This is a genomic window from Pseudomonas sp. BIGb0278, assembly GCF_024809895.1.
Classification (GTDB): domain Bacteria; phylum Pseudomonadota; class Gammaproteobacteria; order Pseudomonadales; family Pseudomonadaceae; genus Aquipseudomonas; species Aquipseudomonas shirazensis.
This window is the reverse complement of the sequence record NZ_JANUEL010000002.1, coordinates 609817-633697: the sequence shown is the minus strand read 5'-3', so window position 1 is coordinate 633697 and position 23881 is coordinate 609817. Positions and strand designations below refer to the sequence as shown.

The following is a 23881-nucleotide window of genomic DNA, read 5'->3' as shown; positions in this document are numbered from 1 at the left end:
AGCGAACGCATGATCAACAAAGAAAGCCTTACCCATCACATCTCCCAGCAGTTCAATGCCGAGCTCGAAGAAGTGCGCAGCCACCTGCTGGCCATGGGCGGGCTGGTCGAGAAGCAGGTCAACGATGCGGTCACCGCGCTGATCGAGGCTGACTCGGGCCTGGCCCAGCAAGTGCGCGAAGTCGATGAGCAGATCAACCAGATGGAGCGCAACATCGACGAAGAATGCGTGCGCATTCTGGCCCGTCGACAGCCGGCGGCTTCTGACCTGCGCCTGATCATCAGCATTTCCAAATCGGTAATCGACCTTGAGCGCATCGGCGACGAGTCGACCAAGATCGCTCGCCGCGCCATCCAGCTGTGTGAAGAAGGCGAGTCGCCGCGTGGTTACGTCGAAGTGCGCCACATCGGCGACCAGGTGCGCAACATGGTCCGCGACGCACTGGACGCATTTGCCCGCTTCGACGCCGAGCTGGCGCTGTCGGTAGCGCAGTACGACAAGACCATCGACCGCGAATACAAGACTGCGCTGCGCGAGCTGGTCACCTACATGATGGAAGACCCACGCTCGATCTCGCGGGTACTCAGCGTGATCTGGGCATTGCGTTCGCTGGAGCGGATCGGCGACCACGCGCGCAACATCGCCGAACTGGTGATCTACCTGGTGCGCGGCACCGACGTGCGCCACATGGGCTTGAAGCGGATGAAAGCCGAGGTCGAAGGCACCGCAGGCCGCGAGGCTGAAATCGCTAATGTTTTGGCTGAATCGGACGATAAATAGGATTGCTCCCGAGCCTCAACGCCCGGCCCAGTGCCGGGCGTTTTCGTTTGCGGTCGAGCAGCCAGCAGGCACCCGCGAACAGTGTGCGACGTCCCGACCTGATTCGCTGCTTGGCAAATGGCCATCAGTGAGCGTTATGCTAGTCGGGATCAAGAGGAGTATCGATGAGTAAAGTCAATGTGCTGGTTGTGGATGACGCCCCGTTCATTCGCGATCTGGTGAAGAAGTGCCTGCGCAACGCCTTCCCGGGTATGGTCATCGAAGATGCAGTGAACGGCCGCAAAGCCATGGCATTGCTCGGTAAGGAGCATTTCGACCTGGTCCTGTGCGACTGGGAAATGCCGGAAATGTCGGGCCTGGAATTGCTCACCTGGTGCCGTCAGCAGCCAGAGATGAAAGCCCTGCAGTTCATCATGGTGACCAGCCGTGGCGACAAGGAAAACGTGATTCAGGCGATTCAGGCCGGGGTGTCCGATTTTGTCGGCAAGCCGTTCACCAACGAACAGCTGCTGACCAAGGTGAAAAAATCCCTGAGCAAGATCGGCAAGCTCGACAGCCTGATCTCGGGCGGCGTGGCCAAGGTCAATTCGGCGTTTGCCAATGACTCGCTGAGCGCCTTGACCGGTGGTCGCCCGGAGGCTGTCAGAGCCGCTCCGGTAGCCGCCGAGGCTGCCCGGCCGCTGGTCCCCGCAGCAGCACCGAAGGCCGCGCCAAGTGCCGCACCGGCCGGTCGTGGCCAAGGCCAATTGCGCCTCGCCAGCGGCGCGCAAGCCTGTGTGATCAAGGCCCTGAGCCTGAAGGAAGCGCTGCTGGTGGTGCGTCGCAGCGCCAACCTGCCGCAGGTGCTTGAAGGCGCGGTGCTCGACCTTGAGCAGGGTGACAACGCTGAAGTCGCGCGTCTGAACGGCTATCTGCATGCAGTGGCGGCGATGGAGCCGAAGCCGGACAGCGACTGGCTGCAGCTGACCTTCAAGTTTGTCGACCAAGACGCGCAGAAGCTCGACTACCTGTCGCGCTTGATTGCCCGCGGCACTACTCAGAAGCACTTCACTCCCGGCGCGTGAGGCGCTGTCCGACGCAGCCGCGGCCCCTGTCAGCACGGGCCGCGGCTGCGCCGACCAACTGCCATACCCAATGGCAATCCGCCTGCTAGGCTTCGACAGAACCCAACTGTCATAAAGCCACCATCCATGCCCAGCCGCCTGCTGCTGTTCTGTGCCTTGCTCACGGCTTCGGCGTCGAGTGTGGCCATGACGTTGTATCGAACCACTGATGCCTACGGTGTTGTGTCGTACTCCGATCACGACAGCGAAGGCGCCAAGGTCTATGTGATCTTTCGCGAGCCGATCGTCGAGCGCCTCGACGGCCAGGTGCGGCTGTACAGCGAGGTGATTACCGGCGGGATGCGCTTCAGCGCGCACAACGAGCTGTTCGCGCCGGTCGAGGTCGAGTTGCGGCTGCAAGGGCTGAGCAATGCTCAGGGGGGCAACGCGCCGCGGATCGTGCGCAAGGTGCTGCCAGCACGCTCGACCCAGTTGCTCAGCGTGGTCATGGCCCAGCCCGGCAAGCAACTGGGTTATCAAAGCAAACTCGACTACGCCCTCGGCAGCCCGCTGCAGCGGCCGCAGGCATTTCGCTACCCGTTCCCCTGGCGTGGCGGGCCGTTTCGTTTGAGTCAGGGGCCGAACGGGCGCTACAGCCACTTCGGCGCCAAGGGCCGCTATGCGATGGACATCGCCATGCCTGAAGGCACACCGATCGTCGCTGCGCGCGGCGGGGTGGTGATCAAGACCGAGAACAGCCAGAACGGCCGCGGTACCAATGCCTCAGGCAACTTTGTGCGCATTCTTCATAGCGATGGCACCATGGGCGTCTACCTGCACCTGATGCAGGGCTCGGTGGTGGTCGGCGAGGGGCAGCGGGTCAGCGTAGGGGATGCGCTGGCCAAGTCGGGCAATACCGGCAACAGCACCGGGCCGCATCTACACTTTGTGGTGCAGCGCAATGTCGGTTTGGCACTGGAGTCGATCCCCTATCAGTTCGACCGACCCCTTGGCGGGTTGCCTAATTTCACGGCGGGCAATCCGTGAAATTGGGGCTGCGCAGCAGCCCCAAAGATGTGCTGGTTATTCCAGCTTGAGCACCTTGGCCAGAACGATCTTGGGCCCTTTCATCTTCTTGATGATGATGCGCAGGCCTTCGACTTCGAGCAGTTCCTCTTCTTCAGGCACCCGATTCAGCGTCTCGTAGACCAGCCCTGCAAGGGTTTCGGCCTCGATGTGGTCAAGGTCAACGCCCAGCAGCCGCTCGACCTTGAACAGCGGAGTATCGCCGCGCACCAGCAGCTTGCCTGGCTGGTAGGCGAGGATGCCGCGCTCGGTCTTGCGGTGCTCGTCCTGAATATCACCGACCAGCACTTCCAGCACGTCTTCCATGGTCAGGTAGCCGATCACCTTGCCATCGGCTTCTTCAACCAGCACAAAGTGCGCGCCGCCCTTGCGGAATTGCTCGAGCAGCTGCGACAGCGGCATGTGCCGGGACACCCGCTCGAGTGGCCGGGTCAGGTCGTCCAGGTCGACGCTGCCGGGGATATGGTCGAGGTCGGCCAGCTCCAGCAACAGGTCCTTGATGTGCAGCAAACCGGTGAATTCCTCACGCTCGGCATCGTACACCGGGTAGCGGCTGAATTTGTGCCGGCGGAACATCGCCAGGATTTCCTTGAGCGGCGCCTTGGCGTCGAGGCTGATCATGTCCTCGCGCGAGTTGGCCCAGTCGACCACCTCCAGCTCGCCCATCTCGACCGCCGACGCCAGTACGCGCATGCCCTGATCACTCGGGTCCTGGCCACGGCTGGAGTGCAGGATCAGCTTGAGCTCTTCGCGGCTGTAATGGTGCTCATGGTGCGGCCCCGGCTCGCCCTGGCCAGCCACCCGCAGGATGGCGTTGGCGCTGGCGTTGAGCAGGTAGATGGCCGGGTACATGGCCCAGTAGAACAGGTACAGCGGCACCGCCGTCCACAGCGACAACAGCTCGGGTTTGCGGATCGCCCACGACTTGGGCGCCAGCTCACCGACAACGATGTGCAGGTACGAGATAACGAAGAAGGCGATGAAGAACGACACGCCCTTGATCAGCTCCGGCGAGTCGACGCCAAAGTACGCCAGCAACGGCTCGAGCAGGTGGGCGAAGGCCGGCTCACCGACCCAGCCCAGGCCCAGCGAGGCGAGGGTGATACCCAGCTGACAGGCAGACAGGTAGGCATCGAGCTGGTTGTGCACCTTGCGCAGAATGCTGCCGCGCCAGCCGTGCAGCTCGGCGATCGAATCGACCCGGGTCGAGCGCAGTTTGACCATGGCGAACTCGGCGGCAACGAAGAAGCCGTTGAGCAAGACCAGGAACAGTGCAAAAAGAATCATGCCGAAGTCGGCAAACAGGGAGGTGACGCTGATACCAGGGGAAGGGTCCATGATGGGGTTTTACGGGGTCCGTCTGCGAAAATGATGATAAAAAGCCGCCAGCTGTGCCGGCGCAGGACAGCCAATGTAGCGGCTGAGGCGGCAAAAGCAAAGGGGGGGCAGGGCGGCGTCGGTCAGTGCCAGCCACCCGCTGTGGCTATCTGCCCTTGCCGATATCCATCTGCACAGCGGCAAAATGGCAGGTAAAGGTGCTGCCGTGGCCGGGCACGCTGCTGATCTCCAGCCGCGCGCGGTGGCGCAGCAGCACGTGCTTGACGATCGCCAGGCCCAGGCCGGTGCCGCCGGTGTGGGAGTTGCGGCTGGAGTCCACCCGGTAGAAGCGTTCGGTCAGGCGCGGCAGGTGCTTGGCCTCGATCCCCATCCCCGAGTCCTGCACCGACAGGTGCGCGCCCTGTTCATCGGCCCACCAGCGGATGCGGATGTTGCCGCCGTCCTGGGTGTACTTGACGGCGTTGAACACCAGATTGGAGAACGCACTGCGCAGCTCCGACTCGCTGCCCTTGAGGTAGACCCCAGGGCTGGCCTCGAGGCTGATGTTCTGCTGGCGCGGGCCAGACAGCGCCTGGGCATCGGCCTTGATCGCGGTGAGCAACGCATCGACTGCCACGGGCTGGTTGTCCGAGGGGTAGTCGGTGGCTTCGAGCTTGGCCAGCAACAGCAGGTCGTTGAGCAGCGTCTGCATGCGCGACCCTTGCTGGCTCATCTGCTGCAGGGCGCGGGTCCAGCGTGGATTGACGTCTTCGACGTTATCCAAGAGGGTTTCCAGATAGCCGCTGATCACCGTCAACGGCGTGCGCAGTTCATGCGAGACGTTGGCGACGAAGTCTTTGCGCATCTGCTCGAGCAGGTGAATGCGGGTGACGTCGCGCACCAGCATCAGGTGCTCGTTGTTGCCATAGCGGGTGATGTGCAGCTGCACCCGCATGCGGTCGTTGATCGGCGAGGGGATTTCCAGCGGCTCAAGGTAGTTTTCTGCTTCGAAGTATTCTTTGAAGCGTGGGTGGCGGACCAGGTTGGTTACCTGCTGGCCGCCATCCTGCGGGGTCTTGAAGCCGAGCAGGGTTTCCGCTGCGCGGTTCCACCATTCCAGATTGCCGTCGCTGTCGAGCATGATCACCGCGTCACGCAGGGCAGCTGTTGACTCCTGGACTCGGTCGATCACTGCCTGCAAGCGCCCGCGCACGCGCTGATCGCGGCGTTGCAGGTGGTAGATGCTGTCGAACACCTCGCCCCACAGGCCGTAGCCGTCGGGTGGTGCTTCGTCGGGTTGATGGTTGCGCAGCCAGTCGTGCAGGCGCAGCAACTGCTTGAGGGTCCAGCCCAGGTACAGCGCCAGGCCGATGGCAAAGCTCCAGCCATAGTAGCCGCTGACCAGGCCGCCAATGATGCAGACGGTGATCAACAGCAGCAGGTGGCGAATCAGGGTCGCATGCCAGTTCTGGTTCAATTGTTACGGTCCTTGTACAACAGTGTGCAGCCAGCTGCGCAGGCGTCGCTCAGCTTTTGGTCGAGAAACGATAGCCAGTGCCGCGCACGGTTTGTACCAGATTTTCGTAGGCCTCACCCAGCGCCTTGCGCAGGCGGCGGATGTGCACATCGACGGTACGCTCTTCGACGTAGACGTTGCCGCCCCAGACCTGATCGAGCAACTGGCCACGGGTGTAGGCGCGCTCCTGGTGGGTCATGAAGAACTGCAGCAGGCGATATTCGGTTGGGCCCATCTCGGCTGGCTTGCCGTCGATGGTGACGCGGTGGCTGATCGGGTCGAGCAGCAGACCGCCGATCTCGATTGGCGACTCGCTGTCGCTCGGGCCGGTGCGGCGCAGCACGGCTTTCAGCCTGGCGACCAGTTCCCGCGGCGAGAACGGTTTGGTGATGTAGTCGTCGGCGCCGACTTCCAGGCCCTGGATCTTGTTGTCCTCTTCGCCCTTGGCGGTGAGCATGATGATCGGGATGTCGCCGGTCAGTTCATCACGCTTGAGGCGGCGTGCCAGCTCGATGCCCGAGGTGCCCGGGAGCATCCAGTCGAGCAGGATCAGGTCCGGCTTGCGGTCGACGATAATGGCGTGGGCCTGCTGCGAGTTCTCCGCCTCGAGGCAGTCATAGCCGGCCATTTCCAACGCAACGGCGATCATCTCGCGAATGGGCGCTTCGTCGTCGACGATCAGAATGTTCCTGCCAACCATGCTCTCAACCTCTCCTGAATTGGATGTCTTGGCCCGCATTAGATAACGGAATTATTGCAGTCGTGTGACAAGTCGTGGGCTGCCACGCCAAGTATCGACGGCTGAGCTAGGCTGTAAATCCCAACCCCCGAATAAATACGGTGAAATCCAATGACACGATCAACGCTGAACTGGATGGCCTTCTGCGCGGTTTTGGCGCTGCCGGGGGTAGCCCTAGCCGAGCATGGCGGCATGGGCATGGCCAAGGGCGGCATGCTGGTGGATGACAAGGGCATGACCTTGTACACCTTCGACAAGGACAGCGACGGCAAGTCGATGTGCAACGGCGACTGTGCCAAGAACTGGCCGCCGCTGATGGTCAAGGAAGATGACAAGGCTGCGGCAGGCAAGTGGACCCACATCAAGCGCGACGACGGCAGCATGCAGTGGGCCTACGATGGCAAGCCGCTGTACACCTTCGTCAAGGACACCGAAGCCGGCAAGACCACCGGCGATGGCATGAAGGACGTCTGGCATGTAGCCAAGCCCTGACGGCATCGCCGCGCCCTGCGCGAGCGCCTGACAGCGCTGGCACAGGGCGCGCAGTCAGCCCAGGGCGTAATCCAGCACCACGCCGATAAAGATCAGCAAGCCTGCCCAGTGGTTATGCAGAAACGCCTTGAAGCACGCGTCGCGATCCAGCTTGCGCGTCGACCAGAACTCCCAGGCAAAGCACACCAACGCACCCACCAAGCCGAGGTGGAACCAGCCGCCCAGACCGAACTTGATGCCCGCCAGCAGCAGGCAGGCCAGCGACAGCAGCTGCAAGCCAAGAATGATCGCCCGGTCGGCCTCGCCAAACAGGATCGCGGTGGATTTGACCCCGATCTTCAAATCATCATCGCGGTCGACCATGGCGTAGTAGGTGTCATAGCCCACCGTCCACAGCAGGTTGGCGATGTACAGCAGCCAGGCGCTGGCAGGCAGATCGCCGCCGGCGGCGGTGAAGGCCATCGGGATACCCCACGAATACGCTGCGCCCAGGACCACCTGTGGGTAATAGGTGTAGCGCTTCATGAACGGATAGCAGAACGCCAGGGCGACCGCACCGAACGACAACCAAACCGTCTGGGCGTTGGTGCACAGCACCAGCAGGAAACTCGCCGCCACCAGCACGGCGAACAGCACCAGCGCCTCGCGTGGCTTGACCCGACCGCTGGCCAGCGGCCGGTCGGCGGTGCGTTTGACGTGGCCATCGACCTTGCGGTCGGCGAAGTCGTTGATGCAGCAGCCGGCCGCGCGCATCAGCACTACGCCTAGGCCAAAGATCAGCACATTGGCCACCGTCGGCGCGCCCTGGCCGGCAATCCACACCGCAGTCAGGGTCGGCCACAGCAACAGGTAGATGCCGATCGGCCGATCCATGCGGCTCAGCTGGACGAAGTCCCAGGCGCGCGGGTGCAGGTGGTTGAGTGATTTCAGCAGTTGCAGGTACATCAGCCGGTTACCTCGCTGGAGGCTTGCCACAAGGCCGGCAGAAACACCTCGGCCACCAGTAGTTGCAGGCCATCACGCTCGAAGCGCGAGCGCCGGCCCCACAGATTCGCAGCAGCGACTTCAATCGGTAGCCAGTGCTGCGGGTAGCTGCACACCTCGATAGGGTGACGCACAAAGGCCTGATCGCAGAACAGCAGCTCACCCAGCGAACGGCTGCCCAGGGTTTCCAGGTCCAGCCCACCGCGCTCCAGCGCGCTGCGCCCGGCCACGCTGCGGGCGAATACCCAAGGCTGGCCATGGCCACGCAGGTAGACCTCACGGACCCAGCCTTGCGCACCAGGCTCAAGGCCAAGCGCCAGGCATTCGTCATCGCGCAGCGGCTGCCAGCCCTGGAACAACGGGGTGACACTGAAATGATCAGCAGACAGGGCAGTCAGGCGGCGGGTCAGCGAGCCTTCATCGAACAGCCAGTCGAGGGTCGGCTGGGCAAGCGTGGTTGCCAGCTGTGGATACGGCAGCCACGCAACAGCGGCTGCTAGCGGGGATTCGTACGACACGTCGGTATGCTTGTTACAGCCAGAGAGGCGCCGAGCTTAGCATGATTGCCTGCGCTGCTTGCATACTGCAGGCTGGGCCAGTAAAAAGCCCGTGGCAGCCGCACGAGCCATTACTCAGCCTGTTGCGTGCAACAGTGCGATAAGCGGCAAGGCCAAGCCTGAACCTGGATGAGGAGCTGTTGATGAAGAAGTGGCAATGCATTGTATGTGGCCTGATCTACAACGAAGCCGAGGGCTGGCCGGATGACGGTATCGCGCCGGGCACCCAATGGCAGGATGTCCCTGAAGACTGGCTGTGCCCGGATTGTGGCGTAGGCAAAAGCGACTTTGAAATGATCGAAATCGCCTGATAGCAACCCTTGGCAACGTAAAAGGAATACGGCATGACCTCCCCAGTAGTGATCATCGGCACCGGCCTTGCGGGCTACAACCTGGCCCGGGAGTTTCGCAAGCTCGACGGCGAAACGCCGCTGCTGTTGATCAGCGCTGATGACGGCCGTTCCTATTCCAAGCCAATGCTGTCCACTGGCTTCGCCAAGAACAAGGACGCCGACGGCCTGTGCATGGCAGAGCCGGGGGCCATGGCCGATCAGCTCAAGGCGGAGATCCGTACGCACACGCGCATCAGCGGCATTGATCCTGGGCACAAGCGGCTGTGGATCGGTGAAGAGGTGGTCGAGTACCGTGACCTGATTCTCGCGCTGGGCGCACAGACAGTACAGCTGCCGCTGCAGGGCGACGCGAGCGATGCGGTGTTTGCGATCAACGACCTTGTCGACTACGCCCGCTTTCGCCGCGCTGCGGCAGGCAAGCAGCGCGTGCTGATTCTCGGCGCCGGGCTGATCGGCTGCGAGTTTGCCAACGACATGAGCCTCGGTGGTTTCCAGGTCGATGTGGTTGCCCCTTGTGAGCAACTGATGCCGACCCTGATCCCGGCTGCCGCCGCAGGCGCGGTGCAGGCAGGCCTGGAGAGCCTTGGCGTGCGCTTCCACCTAGGCCCCGTGCTGGACCGCCTACAGCGCGATGGCGCTAGCTTGCAGGCGCACTTGTCCGACGGCCGCGTGATCGCCTGCGACCTGGTGGTCTCGGCCATTGGCCTGCGCCCGCGCACCGAACTGGCCGCCGCGGCCGGGCTGGCGGTCAATCGTGGGGTGGTGGTGGACCGTCAGTTGCGTACCTCGCACGGCAATATCTATGCCCTGGGCGATTGCGCCGAAGTCGATGGCATCAACCTGTTGTACGTGATGCCGTTGATGAGCTGCGTACGCGCGCTGGCGCAGACCTTGGCCGGCAATCCGCAGGCGGTGGCATACGGGCCGATGCCGATCACCGTGAAGACCCCCGCTTGCCCACTGGTGGTCGCGCCACCGCCGCATGGCCGCATGGGCGTGTGGCAAGTGGAAGGTGACGGCGCCGATCTCAAGCTGACCTGCCGCGATGAGGCGGGTGCGCTGCTCGGCTATGCCCTGACAGGCAGCGCCGTCATGGAAAAACTCGCTCTAAATCGGCAGCTTCCGGCGCTTATGGCGTAAATGGCTGGCGTTCTGTCGCTTATGCCGTTGGCTTGCCGACACAATGGCCGTGCTGATACTGGCGCGGTCCCGGTTGGCGTGCCATTCTCACTCGCGTCTGCCGCAGTTTAGAGCCTGCGGCGCCTTGAGCGCTGCCTCCCCTGGCAGCACGGCAATAACAACAAGAATTCCCGTCCAAGAGGCTTCACTATGCGCAAACCAGAACTCGCCGCTGTCATCGCTGAAAAGGCTGATTTGACCAAGGAAAAGGCCAATGAGGTACTCAATGCGATCCTCGACAGCATCACCGGGGCCCTCGATAAGGATACCGTTACCCTGGTTGGCTTCGGCACTTTCGAGAAGCGTCACCGTGGCGCCCGCACTGGCAAAAACCCGCAGACTGGCGAGCCAGTGAAGATCAAGGCCAGCAACACCGTTGCGTTCAAGCCAGGCAAGGGTCTCAAGGACACGGTCAACCCGACCGGCAAAGCGGCAGCACCGGCCAAGGCCGCTGCCAAACCCGCTGCCAAGGCTGCCGCGAAGAAAAAGTAAGCGGCTCGTTGCTAGCGGTTGCAGAGCCAATCAACGGGCGCCTTTATGGCGTCCGTTTTGCTTTCCATAGGGTAACGGTGGCGGGCTTGTATAAAGTGTTCTGAAAGAGGATAAACTCAGCGCTTTCAGTCACATTACAGTCGAGTCTTGCCGATGAAGTTCCGTTTTATTCTGTGGGCCATGGGCTTGTTGATGGCCCGTGCCAGCCGCAACAATCCGGCGTTCCAGCAGCAGCTGCGGGACAAGGATCTGGTGTTCCAGATGCAGACCCTGGATGGCAAGGTCGCCCGTCACTTCATCGTCAGCAACGAGCGCATCAGCAGCAAGGCCGGGCAACATGCGCAGCCAGCCTTCGCGATTGCGTTCAAGGACGCCGCCTACGGCTTCGCCACCCTGCAGGCCAGCAACAAACAGCTGGCGTTCATGCAGGGGATTCAGGACAAGAACATCCAGATCAAGGGCAATCCGGCGCTGGTGATCTGGTTCCAGGGCCTGATGAAGTACCTGAAACCGCGCAAGCGCAAAGCCTGAGCGAGCGGGGCGCCTGACGCCCCGGTGCTGGTCAGCTCAATGCGGAGGGTGGAACTGCGAGGCCAGTTCGCGCAGCAGCGCTTCGGCTTCGAGCACCTTGCTGACGACATCGTCGGCCTTTTCGCGGCTCAGCCCCAATCGCTCGAGCAGGGCATCGGGGATTTCTTCCTGCGGCCCTGAGCCAATCCCGCGCGAACGCAGCAGGCTGGTCGCCAGGCAGACCAGATTGGGGAACACCGCCATTTCGCCATCGTAGCCAGGATCGTGCTGGAAGCGCAGCGCGTTGGACAGCTCTTCAGGCATGTCCCACAGCTTCATCAGCCACGCGCCGATCTGCTCACGACTGATGCCGAGCAGATGCTGTTCGATGTAGGTATGGCTCAGGTGCGGGTTGACCTCCAGGTGGCGGCAGATCAGCGAGAAGTGCGGCGGGAACACGTGCGCCAGCAGCAGGTAGCCAAAGTTGTGCAGCAGCCCGGCGAGGTAGGTCAGGCCAGCTTCCGGGCGCTCGGCGCGGGGCATGGCGCGGGTCAGGCCCTCGATCACGGCAGCGGTGTAGATCGACTGCTGCCAGTACGGCGTGGCCTGCTGCGGGTGGTCCTTGGGCAGGCTCAGGGTCTTGCCCAAGGCCAGGCCCAGTGCCAGGTTGATCACCAGATCAAAGCCGAGCACACGCACGATGGCGTCTTCTACCGAACGGATCTTGCCAGGTGAGGCGTAGTACGGCGAACCGGCCCAACTGACCACTTGCGCGGCCAGCGCCGGGTCGGTTTCGACCACACCGGTGATGTCGTCGATGCTGGCGTTGGGGTCGACCCGCAGCTTGATGATCTTTTGCGCCGTGTCGGCCAGTGGTGGAATTTCGATGGTTTCTTCCAGGCGCTTCTGGATCCGCCGCGCGGTGAACGCCTGCACCGCCTGGGTGATCTCGTGGGGATCATCGTCAGGACGGTTGAGGTTGGGCTGGATGTCCGCCACGGTCTGGCCGAATTTGCCTGCGCTGGCCTTGCTCAGCATGCGCTTGAACGCGCCGCGCTCGATCTGCAGCAGCAGGCCGCGTTCGCCCGACTGGATCAACAGCGCCTCGGCCTCGAGCAGGCGTTCGTCATACAGGCAGGGCGAGCTGGTCAGGGCCGGCAGGGCAGGCAGCGCTTTGAGTTTGTGCTTGTCGAGCATCTGGTTCAGGCGCGTCAGCGGCACGGCGTGCAGCTTGCGCCCGGTCAGCTCGGCGAGGCGATTGAGGTCCAGCAACTGAGTGTGCGGGAACAGCACCAGCAGCGCGCCGATTTCGTCATCGAGCAGCACCGCTTGAACACGCGAGGCTGCAGGCAGGGACGGATGCTCCGGCACCTCCTTGTAAGCTACGCCGAGCTTGTCCAGCAGTTGGCGGATAACAGACGGTGCTTGCGGGGATGCGGCGTCCAGGGCTACTTCAGTCATGAGCTGGATCCAATAGTTTCTTTAAACGCGAAGTATAACCAGTCTGAACGGCAGGCTGGTTGCGTAGTGGGACTTGTGTCACACCTGGCCATATTGCTGGCCATGGCGCAGCCAGCGATCGAGCAACGGGCTGACGTGTGCCGGCCAACGCGTAAGCAGCGCCTGGGCGGCGTCGCGCACGGCTGGCAGCAAGTCGGCGTCGCGCATCAGGTCAGCGACCTTGAACTGGAGCAGGCCGGTCTGGCGCGTCCCGAGCATTTCGCCAGGGCCGCGCAGTTCGAGGTCTTTCTCGGCGATGACGAAACCGTCGTTGGTCTCGCGCATGATGCCCAGACGCTCGCGGCCGACCTGCGACAACGGCGGGTGATAGAGCAACACGCAGTGGCTGGCGGCGCTACCGCGGCCGACCCGCCCGCGCAGCTGGTGCAGCTGGGCCAGACCAAGCCGCTCGGGGTTTTCGATGATCATCAGGCTCGCGTTGGGCACGTCGACGCCGACTTCGATCACCGTGGTCGCCACCAGCAACTGCAGGTTGCCGGCTTTGAACTCGGCCATCACTGCAGCTTTTTCGGCTGGCTTCATGCGCCCGTGGATCAAGCCCACGCGCAACTCGCCCAGGGCCGCGCCGAGGTCTTCGAAGGTGCTTTCGGCGGCCTGGCAGGTCAGCTCTTCGGATTCTTCGATCAGGGTGCAGACCCAGTACGCCTGGCGCCCTTCGGCGCAGGCGGCGCGGACTCGTTCGACCACCTCGAAGCGGCGGCTGTCGACCACCAGTACGGTATTCACCGGGGTGCGGCCGGGCGGCAGCTCATCGAGCACCGAGGTGTCGAGGTCAGCGTAGGCGCTCATGGCCAGCGTCCGCGGGATTGGTGTGGCGGTCATGATCAGCTGGTGCGGGCATTGCTCGCCGGCCACGCCTTTCTTGCGCAAGGCCAGCCGTTGCTGAACGCCAAAGCGGTGCTGTTCGTCGATGATCGCCAGCGCCAGATGCTTGAACTTGACCTCGTCCTGGAACAGCGCGTGGGTACCGACCACCATCGGCGCGCCGCCGGCGATCTGCTCCAGGGCGCTGACCCGGGCCTTGCCCTTGAGCTTGCCGGCGAGCCAGGCGACTTCGATGCCGAGCGGCTCCAGCCAGCGCTTGAAGGTGATGAAGTGCTGCTCGGCGAGGATCTCGGTGGGTGCCATCAGGGCGACCTGGTAACCGGCTTCCAGCGCTTGCAGGGCAGCCAGGGCGGCGACCACGGTCTTGCCCGCGCCGACGTCGCCCTGGACCAGGCGCAGCATCGGCTCGGGTTGGCTAAGGTCGTAGGCGATCTCGTTGCCGACCCTTTGCTGGGCACCGGTGGGGTTGAACCCCAGGTTGGCCAGGTACTGCGCAGGCAGCCGGCTGGCTTTGGGCAATGCCGGCGCGCGCAGGCTGCGCAAGCTCTCGCGCAGGCGCTGCTGGGACAGCTGGTGAGTCAGCAGCTCTTCGAAGGCGAGGCGGTGCTGAGCCCAGTGATGACCCACCGCCAGCTCTTCCAGATCAGCATCGGCGGGCGGGTTGTGCAGGTAGCGGATCGCCTCGTCGAGCGGCGCCAGCTGATAATCGTTGGCCAGCTCCGGTGGCAGCCAGTCTGGCAGGCTGCGCGGGCCGAGCATGGCCAGGCTTTGCTGGCACAGCTGGCGCAGGCGCTGCTGGGTCAGGCCTTCGGTGGACGGGTAGATCGGGGTCAGGGTCTGCTCGACCGGCGGCGCCGGCTCGCTGCCGTTGAGGGCGCGGTATTCCGGGTGGTAGATCTCCAGCCCCGAAGCACCTGGGCGAGCCTCGCCGTAGCAACGTATATGAGTGCCGCGCTTGAGGGCTTCTTTCTGCGCATTGCTGAAGTGGTAGAAGCGCAGGCTCAGCACGCCGGTGCCGTCGCCCAAGCGCACCACCAGGCTTCGGCGCTTGCCCATGGTCACGTCGGCGCCACTGACCACGCCTTCGATGACTGCGTCCTGGCCTGGGCGCAACTGGCCGATTGGCACTACGCGGGTGCGGTCCTGATAACGCAGGGGCAGGTGGAACAGGACGTCCTGCAGGTTCTCCAGGCCGACCTTGGCAAGCTTTTCAGCCATTGCCTCGCCGACGCCCTTGAGTTCAGTGACCGGTACCTTGGACAGCTCGCTCATGACTCAGGCCGACTGTTCCACGGGTGGCTTGACCACCGAACACAGCCGGATCGAGTCGGCCAGGATCTCGATCGCCTTGGGCCGCGGGAAGCTCGCGCGCCAGGCAATCGCCACCGTGCGGAAGGGCGTCGGTGCGGTCAGCGGGCGCACTTCGATGATGCCTGGTGCGTAGTGATGGCTGTGCACCGCCGACAGCGGCAGGATGGAGATGCCCAGGCCTGAGGCGACCATGTGGCGGATGGTTTCCAGCGAGCTGGATTCGACCGTGGTGTGCTTGGAGCCGTCGTTGCCTTTGGCCAGGGTCGGGCAGGCTTCGAGCACCTGGTCGCGGAAGCAGTGGCCTTCACCGAGCAGCAGCAGGCTCTTGTCGTTGAGCATGGCCGGGTCGATGGTCTTGCGTGCGGTCCACGGGTGATCCGCCGGCATCAGCGCGCAGAATGGCTCGTCGTACAGCGGCAGGGTCAGCACGTCGGCCTCGTTGAACGGCAGGGCGATGATCACTGCGTCCAGTTCGCCGTTGCGCAGTTTCTCGCGCAGTACGTGGGTGAAGTTTTCTTCGATATACAGCGGCATCTGCGGGGCGACCCGGTGCAGCTGTGGAATCAGATGCGGGAACAGGTACGGGCCGACGGTGTAGATCGCGCCGACCTTGAGTGGTGCGGTCAGCTGGTTCTTGCCGGCCTGGGCCAGTTCACGGATACCTTGCGCCTGCTCCAGGACCTTCTGCGCCTGGGCGACGATGGTTTCACCGACCGGAGTCAGGCGAACCGCGCTCTTGCTGCGTTCGAAGATCAACACGCCAAGCTCGTCCTCGAGCTTCTTTACCCCGACCGACAGGGTCGGCTGGCTGACGTGGCAACGCTCGGCAGCATGGCCGAAGTGCTGCTCTTGGGCGAGGGTGACGATGTAGCGGAGTTCAGTGAGGGTCATAACGTGCGTCCATGAAGTTGCAGCCCCAGCATAGCGGCTGCAATTGATAGACGCACGTTATCAGACTTGCGCTTTTGTGACAGAAACAAAGTGTCAGCGTTTATCCAGCGAGTAGACAAAGGGTGCTACCACTTCGATCGAGCCATTGGTCAGCAGCTCTGCCGGCGGCTTGGGCAGCGAGCCCGCACGGCGGATCATTTCCATGGTCGCTCGGTCCAGTGCTGCGCTGCCTGAACCACCAGCCAGCGAGTAGGACAACACCTTGCCGTCGGCGTCGACCACGAAGCGCAACCGGTTGATGCCTTGCAGGCCACGCCGGCGGGCGTCTTCAGGGTACCGCTTGTACTTGGCCAGGTGACGCAACAGATCGCTCTGCCAGGTCGGCAAGGCCTTGCTGTTGGAGGCGATGCTTGGCGCTGGCGCTGCCGATTTCTGCGGTGGCGTATTGCTCGGCGGCGTATCGACTACCTGCTCATCGGCAGGTGGCGCTTCCTTGGGCGGCTCAGGCTTCTTCTCGGGCTTGGGCGGCTGCGGTTTGGCCTTCGGCTTGGGCGGCTTGGCAATCGCGATTTTCGGTTTTGGAGCCTCCACCAACTTCGGTAGCGGCGGCTCTTCGACCGGAGTCGGAGGCTGCGGAGCGACCTTGGGCGGTGGTGGTGGCGCTGGCTCAGGCAGCGGTGCCAGCTCGACCATCATCGCTGCCGGGGGCAGTTCGATGGCCTGAGGCACCGACCAATTGAGCGTCAGCAGCACAGCGATGGCATGGACACCCAGCACGATCGCCAAGCTGCCGCTGTAACGCGCCAGTTTGTGCCGCGTCTTGATCATTTTTTGGCTGCCGTCTCGAGACCTACCAGACCGACCTTGAGGTAGCCGGCCGCGCGCATGTTGTTCATCACTTCCATCAGGTCGCCGTAGTCCACGCCTTTATCGGCCTGGAAGAAGATGGTGGTCTCCTTGTCGCCCTTGGTCTTGGCGTCGAGCATCGGGCCAAGCTGGCTGGGCTGAGCAACCATATCGTCGCCGACGTACAGCTTCTGGTCGGCCTTGACGCTGACAAACACCGGTTTCTCCGGCCTCGGCGCCGGTTTGGCGGTCGAGGCGGGCAGGTCGACCTTGATGTCGACGGTGGCCAGGGGAGCTGCGACCATGAAGATGATCAGCAGCACCAACATCACGTCGATGAACGGCGTAACGTTGATTTCGTGGTTTTCGGCGAGGTCATCGCCACCTTCGTTAAGATGCAGGCCCATGGCTTACCCCACTTTCACCATGTGCGGGGCGACGCGTTCGCCACCCTGGTGGTCGAGGTCGCGGCTGACCAGCAGCAGGACTTGCGCCGAAGCGTCGGACACCTGTGCGCGGTAGCCAGCGATGGAACGCGCGAAGACGTTGTAGATGACCACTGCCGGGATGGCCGCTACCAGGCCCAGAGCGGTCGCCAGCAGTGCTTCGGCGATGCCGGGTGCAACTACTGCGAGGTTGGTGGTCTGGGTCTTGGCGATGCCGATGAAGCTGTTCATGATGCCCCATACGGTACCGAACAGACCTACGAACGGCGCGGTCGAACCAATGGTGGCGAGCACGCCGGTACCGCTGCTCATGTTACGACCGCTGGCGGCAACCAGGCGCTCGAGGCGGAAGCTGACGCGCTCCTTGATGCCTTCTTTTTCGCGAGCGTTGGCCGACAGGCGCATTTCTTCGAGGGCGTCATGCACCAGGGTGTGGGCCAGGGTGCCTTCCTTGTTGGACGCTTCAGCAGCTTCCTTGAGGGTGGAGACGCGCTTGAGCGCTGCGATTTCGCCGCGCAGGCGGCGCTTGGCGCCCATCAGCTCGAAGCCTTTGGCGATCCAGATGGTCCAGGTGATGATCGAGGCGATGGCCAGGCCGATCATCACGATTTTCACGACGATGTCGGCGTTCTTGTACATGCCCCATGGCGACAGGTCGTGGGCCATGCCCAGCGAGGTGTCTTCGACCAGCGGCTGCACGTTGTCTTCGGCAGGTGCCTGAGCTTGCCCTTCGGCAGGTGCGGCGGCTGGGGCCTGGCCTTCAGCGGCGGGCGCAGCAGGCGCGGTAGCGGCAGCTGGGGTGGTGGCAGCGGTGGCATTTGGCTCATCGGCCATGGCGATCGGGGCCAGCACCAGGCTGAACATCAGCGCGGCAATGGCGCGCCAGGCGCGCGACTGGGTTGGCGAAGCGGAGGGTTGAGTACGAGTCATGCTGGCCGGACCTGATGAGTAGAATGAGTTGACGTTCACCACGGCCCCGAGGCAGGCCGAGAACAGATAGGTCGCCATTATTGCAATTAATTCTTGTTAACAAAAGTAATACAGTATCTTTTTTTTACCTTTGTCTAGCCGTTGATCGCGCAATCCGGCTAGCCTGATCCTTTATCAGTGGAGCTGAATGATGTCGGAATTGTCTGCTTTGATCGTCGGCTGCGGCGATGTCGGCGGCCGACTGGCCCTGCAACTGCTTACCAGTGGCTGGCATGTGAGCGGCCTGCGGCGTTCGATCGATCAATTGCCGGAAGGCGTCCAGCCCGTCGCAGCTGACCTCACTGATGCGCAGATTCCTGCGGCCTGGCCTGAGCGTGCACCTGACTATCTGGTGTACTGCGTGGCTGCCAGCCAACATGACGAAGCCGGTTATAAGGCGGCTTACGTCGATGGCCTGCGTAATGTGCTCAGCTGGTTGCAGGTGCGCGGGCAACAGCCGCGGCGGCTGCTGTTTGTTTCCAGCAGTAGTGTGTTTGCTCAGCAGGATGGCCAGTGGGTCGACGAAACGGCGCCGACCGAGCCTACGGGTTATTCCGGAAAAATCATGCTTGAAGCCGAGCAAGTGGCGTTGACCAGCGGCATTCCCGCCAGCGTGGTGCGCCTGACCGGCATCTACGGGCCGGGCCGTGAGTGGCTGCTGAGCCAGGTTCGCCAGGGCTACCGGGTTGCCCAGCAGCCGCCACTGTATGGCAACCGGATTCACGCTGAGGACGCAGCGAGCCTGCTGGCCTATCTGCTCGCCGCGGATGCCCGTGGCGTTACCTTGGAAGACTGCTATATCGGCGTCGACGACGACCCGGCGCCGCTAGCCGATGTGGTCGCCTGGTTGCGCGAGTACCTTGGCGTTACCCAATGGTCGGACGAACAGCGCGTGCGCCGCACCGGCAGCAAGCGCTGCAGCAATGCCCGGGCGCGAGCGTTGGGTTGGGCGCCGGTGTATCCGAGTTACAAGGAAGGCTATGCGGCGATTTTGCGGGGGGCAGCCAAGCCTTAGGGTGGACCCAGTAATCGTTGGGGCCGCAATGCGGCCCCAACGCCACCTACTATCAGCTACGTTCCAGCAACCACTGCCGCGGCCCGGGCGCCAGCTGCGGCATCTCGTCCGGCTGGGCACGGTTGATAGCCTGGAAAATCTCCAGTTGGTCACCGCTGTGCTTGAAGATAAACGGCGCGCCACGTTGATCGCGCTCCAGCCACAGGCTGTCGTTGGCACCGCCCATGGTCGCGCAATCGCCGCCCAGGCACAGCGCATAGCGATTCGGCCCGGGCAGCCCGGTTACGCTGCCGGTGTCGCTGAACTGCACGGTCTCACCTTTGCCGGTGCCTTCGATGATCTTCCAGTTGCCACCCAGATACGCGCCATATAGCGCCTTCTCGAAGGTGCTACCGACCGGTGTATCGGCAGCGGCTGGCGTCAGCGCCTTGCTGAATGCCTGCTCTTTGCCGCTTTCGGTAACGGTAACCAGCTCCTTGCCTTTGAGCTGCAGTGGCGCGCTTGGGCCGCCGTCGAAGTCGACTTGCCATTGCTTGTCGCTCAGGCGCAGGCGGCCGTTGACGTTCTCGTAGCCGTTATAGAGGTAGCTGGCCTGTTGGCTGGCGACGTCGACACGGACTTCCGACACCGGGCCGTTGGCTGCCAGCGCCTGGCGCAGGCTGCCACCTTTGGCGGCGGCGTCGATGGCTGCCTGATTGATCCAGGTGCCGTTGTAGTCTTCAGGTTTGTGGCTGGAGCAGCCGCCCAGAATCAGGGCTGCCAGCGCGAGGGGCAGGGCGTGATGCATGGTGGGGAGACCTTCAGGCAGAGAGGAGGGTGACGGGCAGGGCGCCCGTCACCTCAGGCATCACTCGATGACGAGGATGGCGTCCATTTCGACCTGGGCGCCCTTGGGCAGAGCTGCCACGCCGATGGCGGCACGCGCCGGGTAAGGCTGCTCGAAGTAGCGGCCCATGACTTCGTTGACCTTGGCGAAGTGGCTCAGGTCGGTCAGGAAGATGTTCAGCTTGACGATGTCCTTGAACGAACCACCGGCAGCTTCAGCCACCGACTTGAGGTTCTCGAACACCTGAACGGTCTGCGCTTCGAAACCTTCGACCAGCTCCATGGTGGTCGGATCCAGCGGGATCTGGCCAGACATGTAGACAGTGTTGCCGGCCTTGATCGCCTGGGAGTAAGTACCGATGGCGGCGGGGGCCTTGTCGCTGGTGATGACGGTCTTGGTCATGGTGACTCCTTGCGGTTGGCGGATTTACGCACGCATGCGGGTGATGCGGACCACGCCGGTCAGGGTGCGCAACTTCTTGATCACACGAGCCAGGTGCACGCGGTCGTGCACGCTGACCACCAGCTGGACCACGCTGATGCGGCCATCGCGTTCGTCCATGCTGATTTTCTCGATGTTGCCGTCGGCGGCGTTGACGCTGCTGGCGAGCAAGGCAATCAGGCCGCGCTGGTGCTCAAGCTCGACGCGCAGCTCGACGTTGAATTCGCCGGTGACATCCTTGGCCCAGGACAGCTGCAGGCACTTCTCCGGGTTGTGGCGGATTTCACTGATGTTGCGGCAGTCTTCCAGGTGCACGACCATGCCTTTGCCGGCCGACAGATGGCCAACGATCGGGTCGCCCGGGATCGGTGTGCAGCATTTGGCGTAGCTCAGCACCAGGCCTTCGGTGCCGCGGATGGCCAGCGGGCCTTCCGGGCTTGGCAGCTGTTCGCCTTCGGCCGAGAGCAGCCGACGGGCGACCACGTAGGCCATGCGATTGCCCAGGCCGATGTCTTCGAGCAGGTCTTCGATGACTTCCAGGCGATACTCGTTGAGGATCGGCTGGATACGTTCCTGCGGGATCTTTTCCAGGCTGCTGTCGAAGCCGGTCAATACCTTGTTCAGCAGACGCTCGCCAAGGTTGATCGACTCGGAGCGGCGCTGCTGCTTGAGCGCGTGGCGGATGTGCGTGCGCGCCTTGCCGGTGACCACGAAGTTGAGCCAGGCCGGGTTCGGCCGTGCGCCCGGGGCACTGACGATGTCCACCGTCGAGCCGCTCTGCAAGGGCTCGGACAATGGCGCCAGGCGGCGGTTGATGCGGCAGGCAATGCAGCTGTTGCCGACGTCGGTGTGCACCGCGTAGGCAAAGTCGACAGCGGTGGAGCCTTTGGGCAGCTCCATGATTCGCCCTTTCGGGGTGAACACGTAGACCTCGTCCGGGAACAGGTCGATCTTCACGCTCTCGATGAATTCCAACGAGTTGCCGGCACGTTGCTGCAGCTCGAGGATGCCTTTGACCCACTGACGGGCGCGGGCGTGGCTGCCCTTGGGCTGCTCTTCCTCGTTGGACTTGTACAGCCAGTGCGCAGCGATGCCGTTGTTGGCCAGCTCTTCCATTTCGCGGGTGCGAATCTGGATTTCGATGGGAACGCCGTGCATGCCGAACAGGGTCGTGTGCAACGACTGGTAGCCGTTGGCCTTGGGGATCGCGATGTAATCCTTGAAGCGCCCCGGCAGCGGCTTGTACAGGTTGTGCACAGCGCCGAGCACGCGGTAGCAGGTGTCGACCTTGTCGACGACGATGCGAAACGCGTACACGTCCATGATCTCGTTGAAGGCGCGACGCTTGCCGCGCATCTTCCGGTAGATGCCATAGAGGTGTTTCTGGCGGCCGCTGATCTCGCCCTGGATGCCGTCGCTGCCGAGGCAATTGGCCAGGGACTGTTCGATCTTGGCGACGATTTCCTTGCGGTTGCCGCGGGCGCGCTTGACTGCCTGGTGGATGCGCGCCGAGCGCATCGGGTGCATCGCCTTGAAGCCAAGGTCTTCGAACTCTACGCGCACATTGTGCATGCCCAGGCGGTTGGCAATCGGAGCGTAGATCTCGAGGGTTTCCTTGGCAATGCGTCGGCGTTTTTCGCCCGACAGCACTTCCAGGGTGCGCATGTTGTGCAGGCGGTCGGCGAGCTTGACCAGGATCACGCGGATATCCCGCGCCATGGCCATGGCCATCTTCTGGAAGTTTTCGGCCTGCGCCTCGGCCTTGGTCTCGAAGTTCATCTGGGTCAGTTTGCTGACCCCATCGACCAGCTCGGCCACCGTCTCGCCAAACTGCTGGCTGAGGGCTTCCTTGGCGATGCCGGTGTCTTCGATCACATCGTGCAGCATGGCCGCCATCAGGCTTTGATGGTCCATGTGCATGTCGGCGAGGATGCCGGCAACTGCCAGCGGGTGAGTCACGTAGGGTTCGCCACTGCGGCGGCGCTGCCCATCGTGCGCCTGTTCGGCGTAGAAATAGGCTCGCCGAACCAGGTTGACCTGGTCCGGACCGAGGTAGGTCGATAGCCGTTCGGCGAGGGTGTCTATGCTCGGCATGGGTATACCTCCTGCCGAGGAAGAAGTCCGGTTGCCGCGCGACGTCGACCTGGCATCAATCAGACAGCCTCGTTGGACTCGTCCTCGAACGCGGCGAATACCGGATCTTCGGTGACGATCTCTTCGGCAGCCAGGAATTCGTTGGTGATGATGCCTTCAGCGATTTCGCGCAGGGCAACAACGGTAGGCTTGTCGTTTTCCCATGCAACGCGTGGCTCTTTACCACCGGTGGCCAGCTGACGGGCGCGCTTGGTGGAGAGCATGACCAGCTCAAAGCGGTTATCCACGTGTTCCAGGCAGTCTTCTACAGTTACGCGGGCCATGGTCTTCCTCAGTAGCAATGCGGTAGGGCGTACAGCCCATAATGGGCGGTGGACTGGGTAGTTTAAAAAATCACCAGCCAATAGGGAAGGGCTGTTTTATAGCCAGCCTTGCCCGTCAGTCCTGAAACCGCCTCGATCATGCCGCTTTGGCCTGGCCCGCAAAGGCCGGCCCGCAGCGCGAAAGCACCGTTTCAGACGCCTCGATAGCGCTGACGATAACGGTTTCCGGGGCTGCAATACAACAGCCGCAAACGGCTTATCGCAACAATGCTGCGCGCAAATGTGGGGTCAGCTCCTCAAACAGCGTCTGCACTGAGCGCAGCGCACGGCAATCGGGGCGTGTCAGCAGCCACAACTGCGTGTCGCAGCCTGCCAGCGGTGCGCTCAGCGCCTCGACATCAGGCATGTCGTGGACCATGTAATCGGGCAGCGCCGCCACGCCCAGGCCGGTGCTCACCAGCTGCGCGATGGTCGACATGCCGCTGCATTGGTAGCGCGGGTTCAGGCCGGGATACTGCTGGTTGCGCCAGACCACCGTGGGGTGGTCCTGCATCGAGTCATCCGGCGCGATCCAGGCCACGCTGCTGACCGACTGCTCGAGCCGCTCGCGCAGGGCGGCATGGCCGCAGATAACGTAGGAGGTCGAGCCCAGGCAGCGTCCGACCAGATGCTCCGGCGGGTTGTTGGTCAGGCGCAGGGCGATGTCGGCGTCGCGCCGGCTGAGGTTGGCGAAAGTGTTCGAGGTGCCCAGCTCCAGCGACAGCGCCGGGTAATTGGGCATGAACGTCGCCAGTGCCGGCAGCAGCAGGCTGTGCAAAACGGCCTCGGTACAGGTCAGGCGCACCGTGCCGCTGACCACCTGCTCACCGCTGGTCAGGGCAATCCTTGCCGCTTCCAGTGCCAGCTCGGCACGTTCAGCCTGCTCGGCCAGGGCCTGGGCAGTGTCGGTGGGCAGGTAGCCTTTGCGGCTTTTGACGAACAGCGCGGTGCCCAACGCCGACTCCAGGCGGCGAATCGAGCGGAACACCGTCGAAACGTCGACTTTGAGTAGCTCTGCGGCCTTGGCCAGCGAGCGACCGCGCTCAAGTGCCAAGACTAGCGAAAGGTCGGCATGAGTTATCTGATATTGCATTGGTGCACGCTCTGCTTGCCGAAATGCCAATGTCTGTTGCGTTGAGGCCATTTTATAGTGAAACGGCCTGCGGGAATCAATGCACCCCGTCGGGCCGACAATCCCCACGATGGGACAGTGAAAAGAACAACAGCAGCATCCATCGTCGCCCATGAGGCGCCAGCCGTATCTCTCCACATCGCCGCTCCACACC

General features: G+C 63.1%; 25 protein-coding genes. 9 read left to right on the top strand and 16 right to left on the bottom strand.

Annotated elements, in window-relative coordinates:
- The first annotated feature begins 9 nt into the window (after window positions 1-9).
- The 3 genes from phoU (at window position 10) to M2396_RS11600 (ending at window position 2870) form a co-directional block, all read left to right on the top strand.
- Window positions 10-780 (top strand): phosphate signaling complex protein PhoU, encoded by a 771-nt coding sequence (gene phoU, locus M2396_RS11610; RefSeq protein ID WP_103435538.1) that lies wholly within the window; start codon window positions 10-12, stop codon window positions 778-780.
- A 164-nt stretch (window positions 781-944) separates the two neighbouring features.
- On the top strand, window positions 945-1844 hold the full coding sequence (locus M2396_RS11605; RefSeq protein ID WP_259074861.1) for a response regulator: 900 nt from the start codon (window positions 945-947) through the stop codon (window positions 1842-1844).
- 126 nt (window positions 1845-1970) lie between these two features.
- Window positions 1971-2870 (top strand): M23 family metallopeptidase, encoded by a 900-nt coding sequence (locus tag M2396_RS11600; protein WP_259074859.1) that lies wholly within the window; start codon window positions 1971-1973, stop codon window positions 2868-2870.
- 36 nt (window positions 2871-2906) lie between these two features.
- Here M2396_RS11600 and M2396_RS11595 read toward each other — a convergent pair whose 3' ends face one another.
- The 3 genes from M2396_RS11595 to phoB form a co-directional block, all read right to left on the bottom strand.
- Window positions 2907-4247, bottom strand: a complete 1341-nt coding sequence (locus tag M2396_RS11595; RefSeq protein ID WP_101322855.1) for a hemolysin family protein — start codon at window positions 4245-4247, stop codon at window positions 2907-2909.
- Window positions 4248-4392: 145 nt separating this feature from the next.
- Entirely contained in the window at window positions 4393-5703 is a 1311-nt protein-coding gene (gene phoR / locus M2396_RS11590) for a phosphate regulon sensor histidine kinase PhoR (protein WP_101322856.1), read from the bottom strand.
- Between the two features lie 49 nt (window positions 5704-5752).
- Window positions 5753-6442, bottom strand: a complete 690-nt coding sequence (phoB, locus tag M2396_RS11585; RefSeq protein ID WP_103435541.1) for a phosphate regulon transcriptional regulator PhoB — start codon at window positions 6440-6442, stop codon at window positions 5753-5755.
- A 150-nt stretch (window positions 6443-6592) separates the two neighbouring features.
- Here phoB and M2396_RS11580 point away from each other — a divergent pair, with 150 nt between their 5' ends.
- Window positions 6593-6973 (top strand): hypothetical protein, encoded by a 381-nt coding sequence (locus tag M2396_RS11580; RefSeq protein ID WP_101322858.1) that lies wholly within the window; start codon window positions 6593-6595, stop codon window positions 6971-6973.
- A 54-nt stretch (window positions 6974-7027) separates the two neighbouring features.
- Here the strand turns inward: M2396_RS11580 and ubiA are convergent, their stop codons facing one another.
- Complete coding sequence (ubiA, locus tag M2396_RS11575) at window positions 7028-7918, bottom strand: 4-hydroxybenzoate octaprenyltransferase (protein WP_150572479.1); 891 nt, start codon at window positions 7916-7918, stop codon at window positions 7028-7030.
- Window positions 7918-8475 (bottom strand): chorismate lyase, encoded by a 558-nt coding sequence (locus M2396_RS11570; RefSeq protein ID WP_101322860.1) that lies wholly within the window; start codon window positions 8473-8475, stop codon window positions 7918-7920. The genes ubiA and M2396_RS11570 overlap by 1 nt, the downstream gene beginning before the upstream one ends.
- A 182-nt stretch (window positions 8476-8657) precedes the next feature.
- On the opposite strand from M2396_RS11570, the gene M2396_RS11565 reads away from it, so the two are divergent.
- From M2396_RS11565 to M2396_RS11550, 4 genes are all read left to right on the top strand, one after another.
- Window positions 8658-8825 carry a rubredoxin gene (locus M2396_RS11565; RefSeq protein ID WP_101322861.1) on the top strand — a complete coding sequence of 56 codons (168 nt, stop codon included), beginning with the start codon at window positions 8658-8660 and terminating at the stop codon, window positions 8823-8825.
- Between the two features lie 33 nt (window positions 8826-8858).
- Window positions 8859-10007 carry an NAD(P)/FAD-dependent oxidoreductase gene (locus M2396_RS11560; protein WP_150571437.1) on the top strand — a complete coding sequence of 383 codons (1149 nt, stop codon included), beginning with the start codon at window positions 8859-8861 and terminating at the stop codon, window positions 10005-10007.
- Between the two features lie 189 nt (window positions 10008-10196).
- Complete coding sequence (locus M2396_RS11555) at window positions 10197-10538, top strand: HU family DNA-binding protein (RefSeq protein ID WP_101322863.1); 342 nt, start codon at window positions 10197-10199, stop codon at window positions 10536-10538.
- Between the two features lie 153 nt (window positions 10539-10691).
- Window positions 10692-11069: a helicase gene (locus tag M2396_RS11550; protein ID WP_101322864.1), complete on the top strand. Its 378-nt coding sequence runs from the start codon at window positions 10692-10694 to the stop codon at window positions 11067-11069.
- A gap of 36 nt (window positions 11070-11105) precedes the next feature.
- Here the strand turns inward: M2396_RS11550 and M2396_RS11545 are convergent, their stop codons facing one another.
- From M2396_RS11545 to exbB, 6 genes are all read right to left on the bottom strand, one after another.
- Window positions 11106-12509 (bottom strand): aminoacyl-tRNA deacylase and HDOD domain-containing protein, encoded by a 1404-nt coding sequence (locus tag M2396_RS11545; RefSeq protein ID WP_259074849.1) that lies wholly within the window; start codon window positions 12507-12509, stop codon window positions 11106-11108.
- A 78-nt stretch (window positions 12510-12587) separates the two neighbouring features.
- Entirely contained in the window at window positions 12588-14666 is a 2079-nt protein-coding gene (gene recG / locus M2396_RS11540; RefSeq protein WP_259074846.1) for an ATP-dependent DNA helicase RecG, read from the bottom strand.
- 3 nt (window positions 14667-14669) lie between these two features.
- Complete coding sequence (locus M2396_RS11535) at window positions 14670-15596, bottom strand: hydrogen peroxide-inducible genes activator (RefSeq protein ID WP_101322867.1); 927 nt, start codon at window positions 15594-15596, stop codon at window positions 14670-14672.
- A 93-nt stretch (window positions 15597-15689) separates the two neighbouring features.
- On the bottom strand, window positions 15690-16424 hold the full coding sequence (locus M2396_RS11530; RefSeq protein ID WP_101322868.1) for an energy transducer TonB: 735 nt from the start codon (window positions 16422-16424) through the stop codon (window positions 15690-15692).
- Window positions 16421-16849 (bottom strand): TonB system transport protein ExbD, encoded by a 429-nt coding sequence (exbD, locus tag M2396_RS11525; protein ID WP_101322869.1) that lies wholly within the window; start codon window positions 16847-16849, stop codon window positions 16421-16423. Before exbD ends, M2396_RS11530 begins: the two co-directional genes overlap by 4 nt.
- A 3-nt stretch (window positions 16850-16852) precedes the next feature.
- On the bottom strand, window positions 16853-17818 hold the full coding sequence (exbB, locus tag M2396_RS11520; protein ID WP_259074842.1) for a tonB-system energizer ExbB: 966 nt from the start codon (window positions 17816-17818) through the stop codon (window positions 16853-16855).
- 190 nt (window positions 17819-18008) lie between these two features.
- Between exbB and M2396_RS11515 the strand changes: the two genes are divergently transcribed.
- On the top strand, window positions 18009-18872 hold the full coding sequence (locus M2396_RS11515; protein WP_259074841.1) for an NAD-dependent epimerase/dehydratase family protein: 864 nt from the start codon (window positions 18009-18011) through the stop codon (window positions 18870-18872).
- Between the two features lie 52 nt (window positions 18873-18924).
- On the opposite strand, the gene M2396_RS11510 is transcribed toward M2396_RS11515, so the two are convergent.
- The 5 genes from M2396_RS11510 to M2396_RS11490 form a co-directional block, all read right to left on the bottom strand.
- Entirely contained in the window at window positions 18925-19659 is a 735-nt protein-coding gene (locus M2396_RS11510) for a hypothetical protein (RefSeq protein WP_259074840.1), read from the bottom strand.
- A gap of 60 nt (window positions 19660-19719) precedes the next feature.
- Window positions 19720-20100 carry a RidA family protein gene (locus M2396_RS11505; RefSeq protein ID WP_101322872.1) on the bottom strand — a complete coding sequence of 127 codons (381 nt, stop codon included), beginning with the start codon at window positions 20098-20100 and terminating at the stop codon, window positions 19720-19722.
- A gap of 24 nt (window positions 20101-20124) precedes the next feature.
- A complete protein-coding gene (gene spoT, locus M2396_RS11500; protein WP_259074839.1) occupies window positions 20125-22233 on the bottom strand; it encodes a bifunctional GTP diphosphokinase/guanosine-3',5'-bis pyrophosphate 3'-pyrophosphohydrolase in 2109 nt (702 codons plus the stop codon).
- A 59-nt stretch (window positions 22234-22292) separates the two neighbouring features.
- Window positions 22293-22556, bottom strand: coding sequence for a DNA-directed RNA polymerase subunit omega (gene rpoZ, locus M2396_RS11495; protein ID WP_101322874.1), 264 nt, complete (start codon window positions 22554-22556; stop codon window positions 22293-22295).
- Window positions 22557-22812: 256 nt separating this feature from the next.
- A complete protein-coding gene (locus M2396_RS11490; RefSeq protein WP_188036951.1) occupies window positions 22813-23688 on the bottom strand; it encodes a LysR family transcriptional regulator in 876 nt (291 codons plus the stop codon).
- Between the last annotated feature and the right edge of the window lie 193 nt (window positions 23689-23881).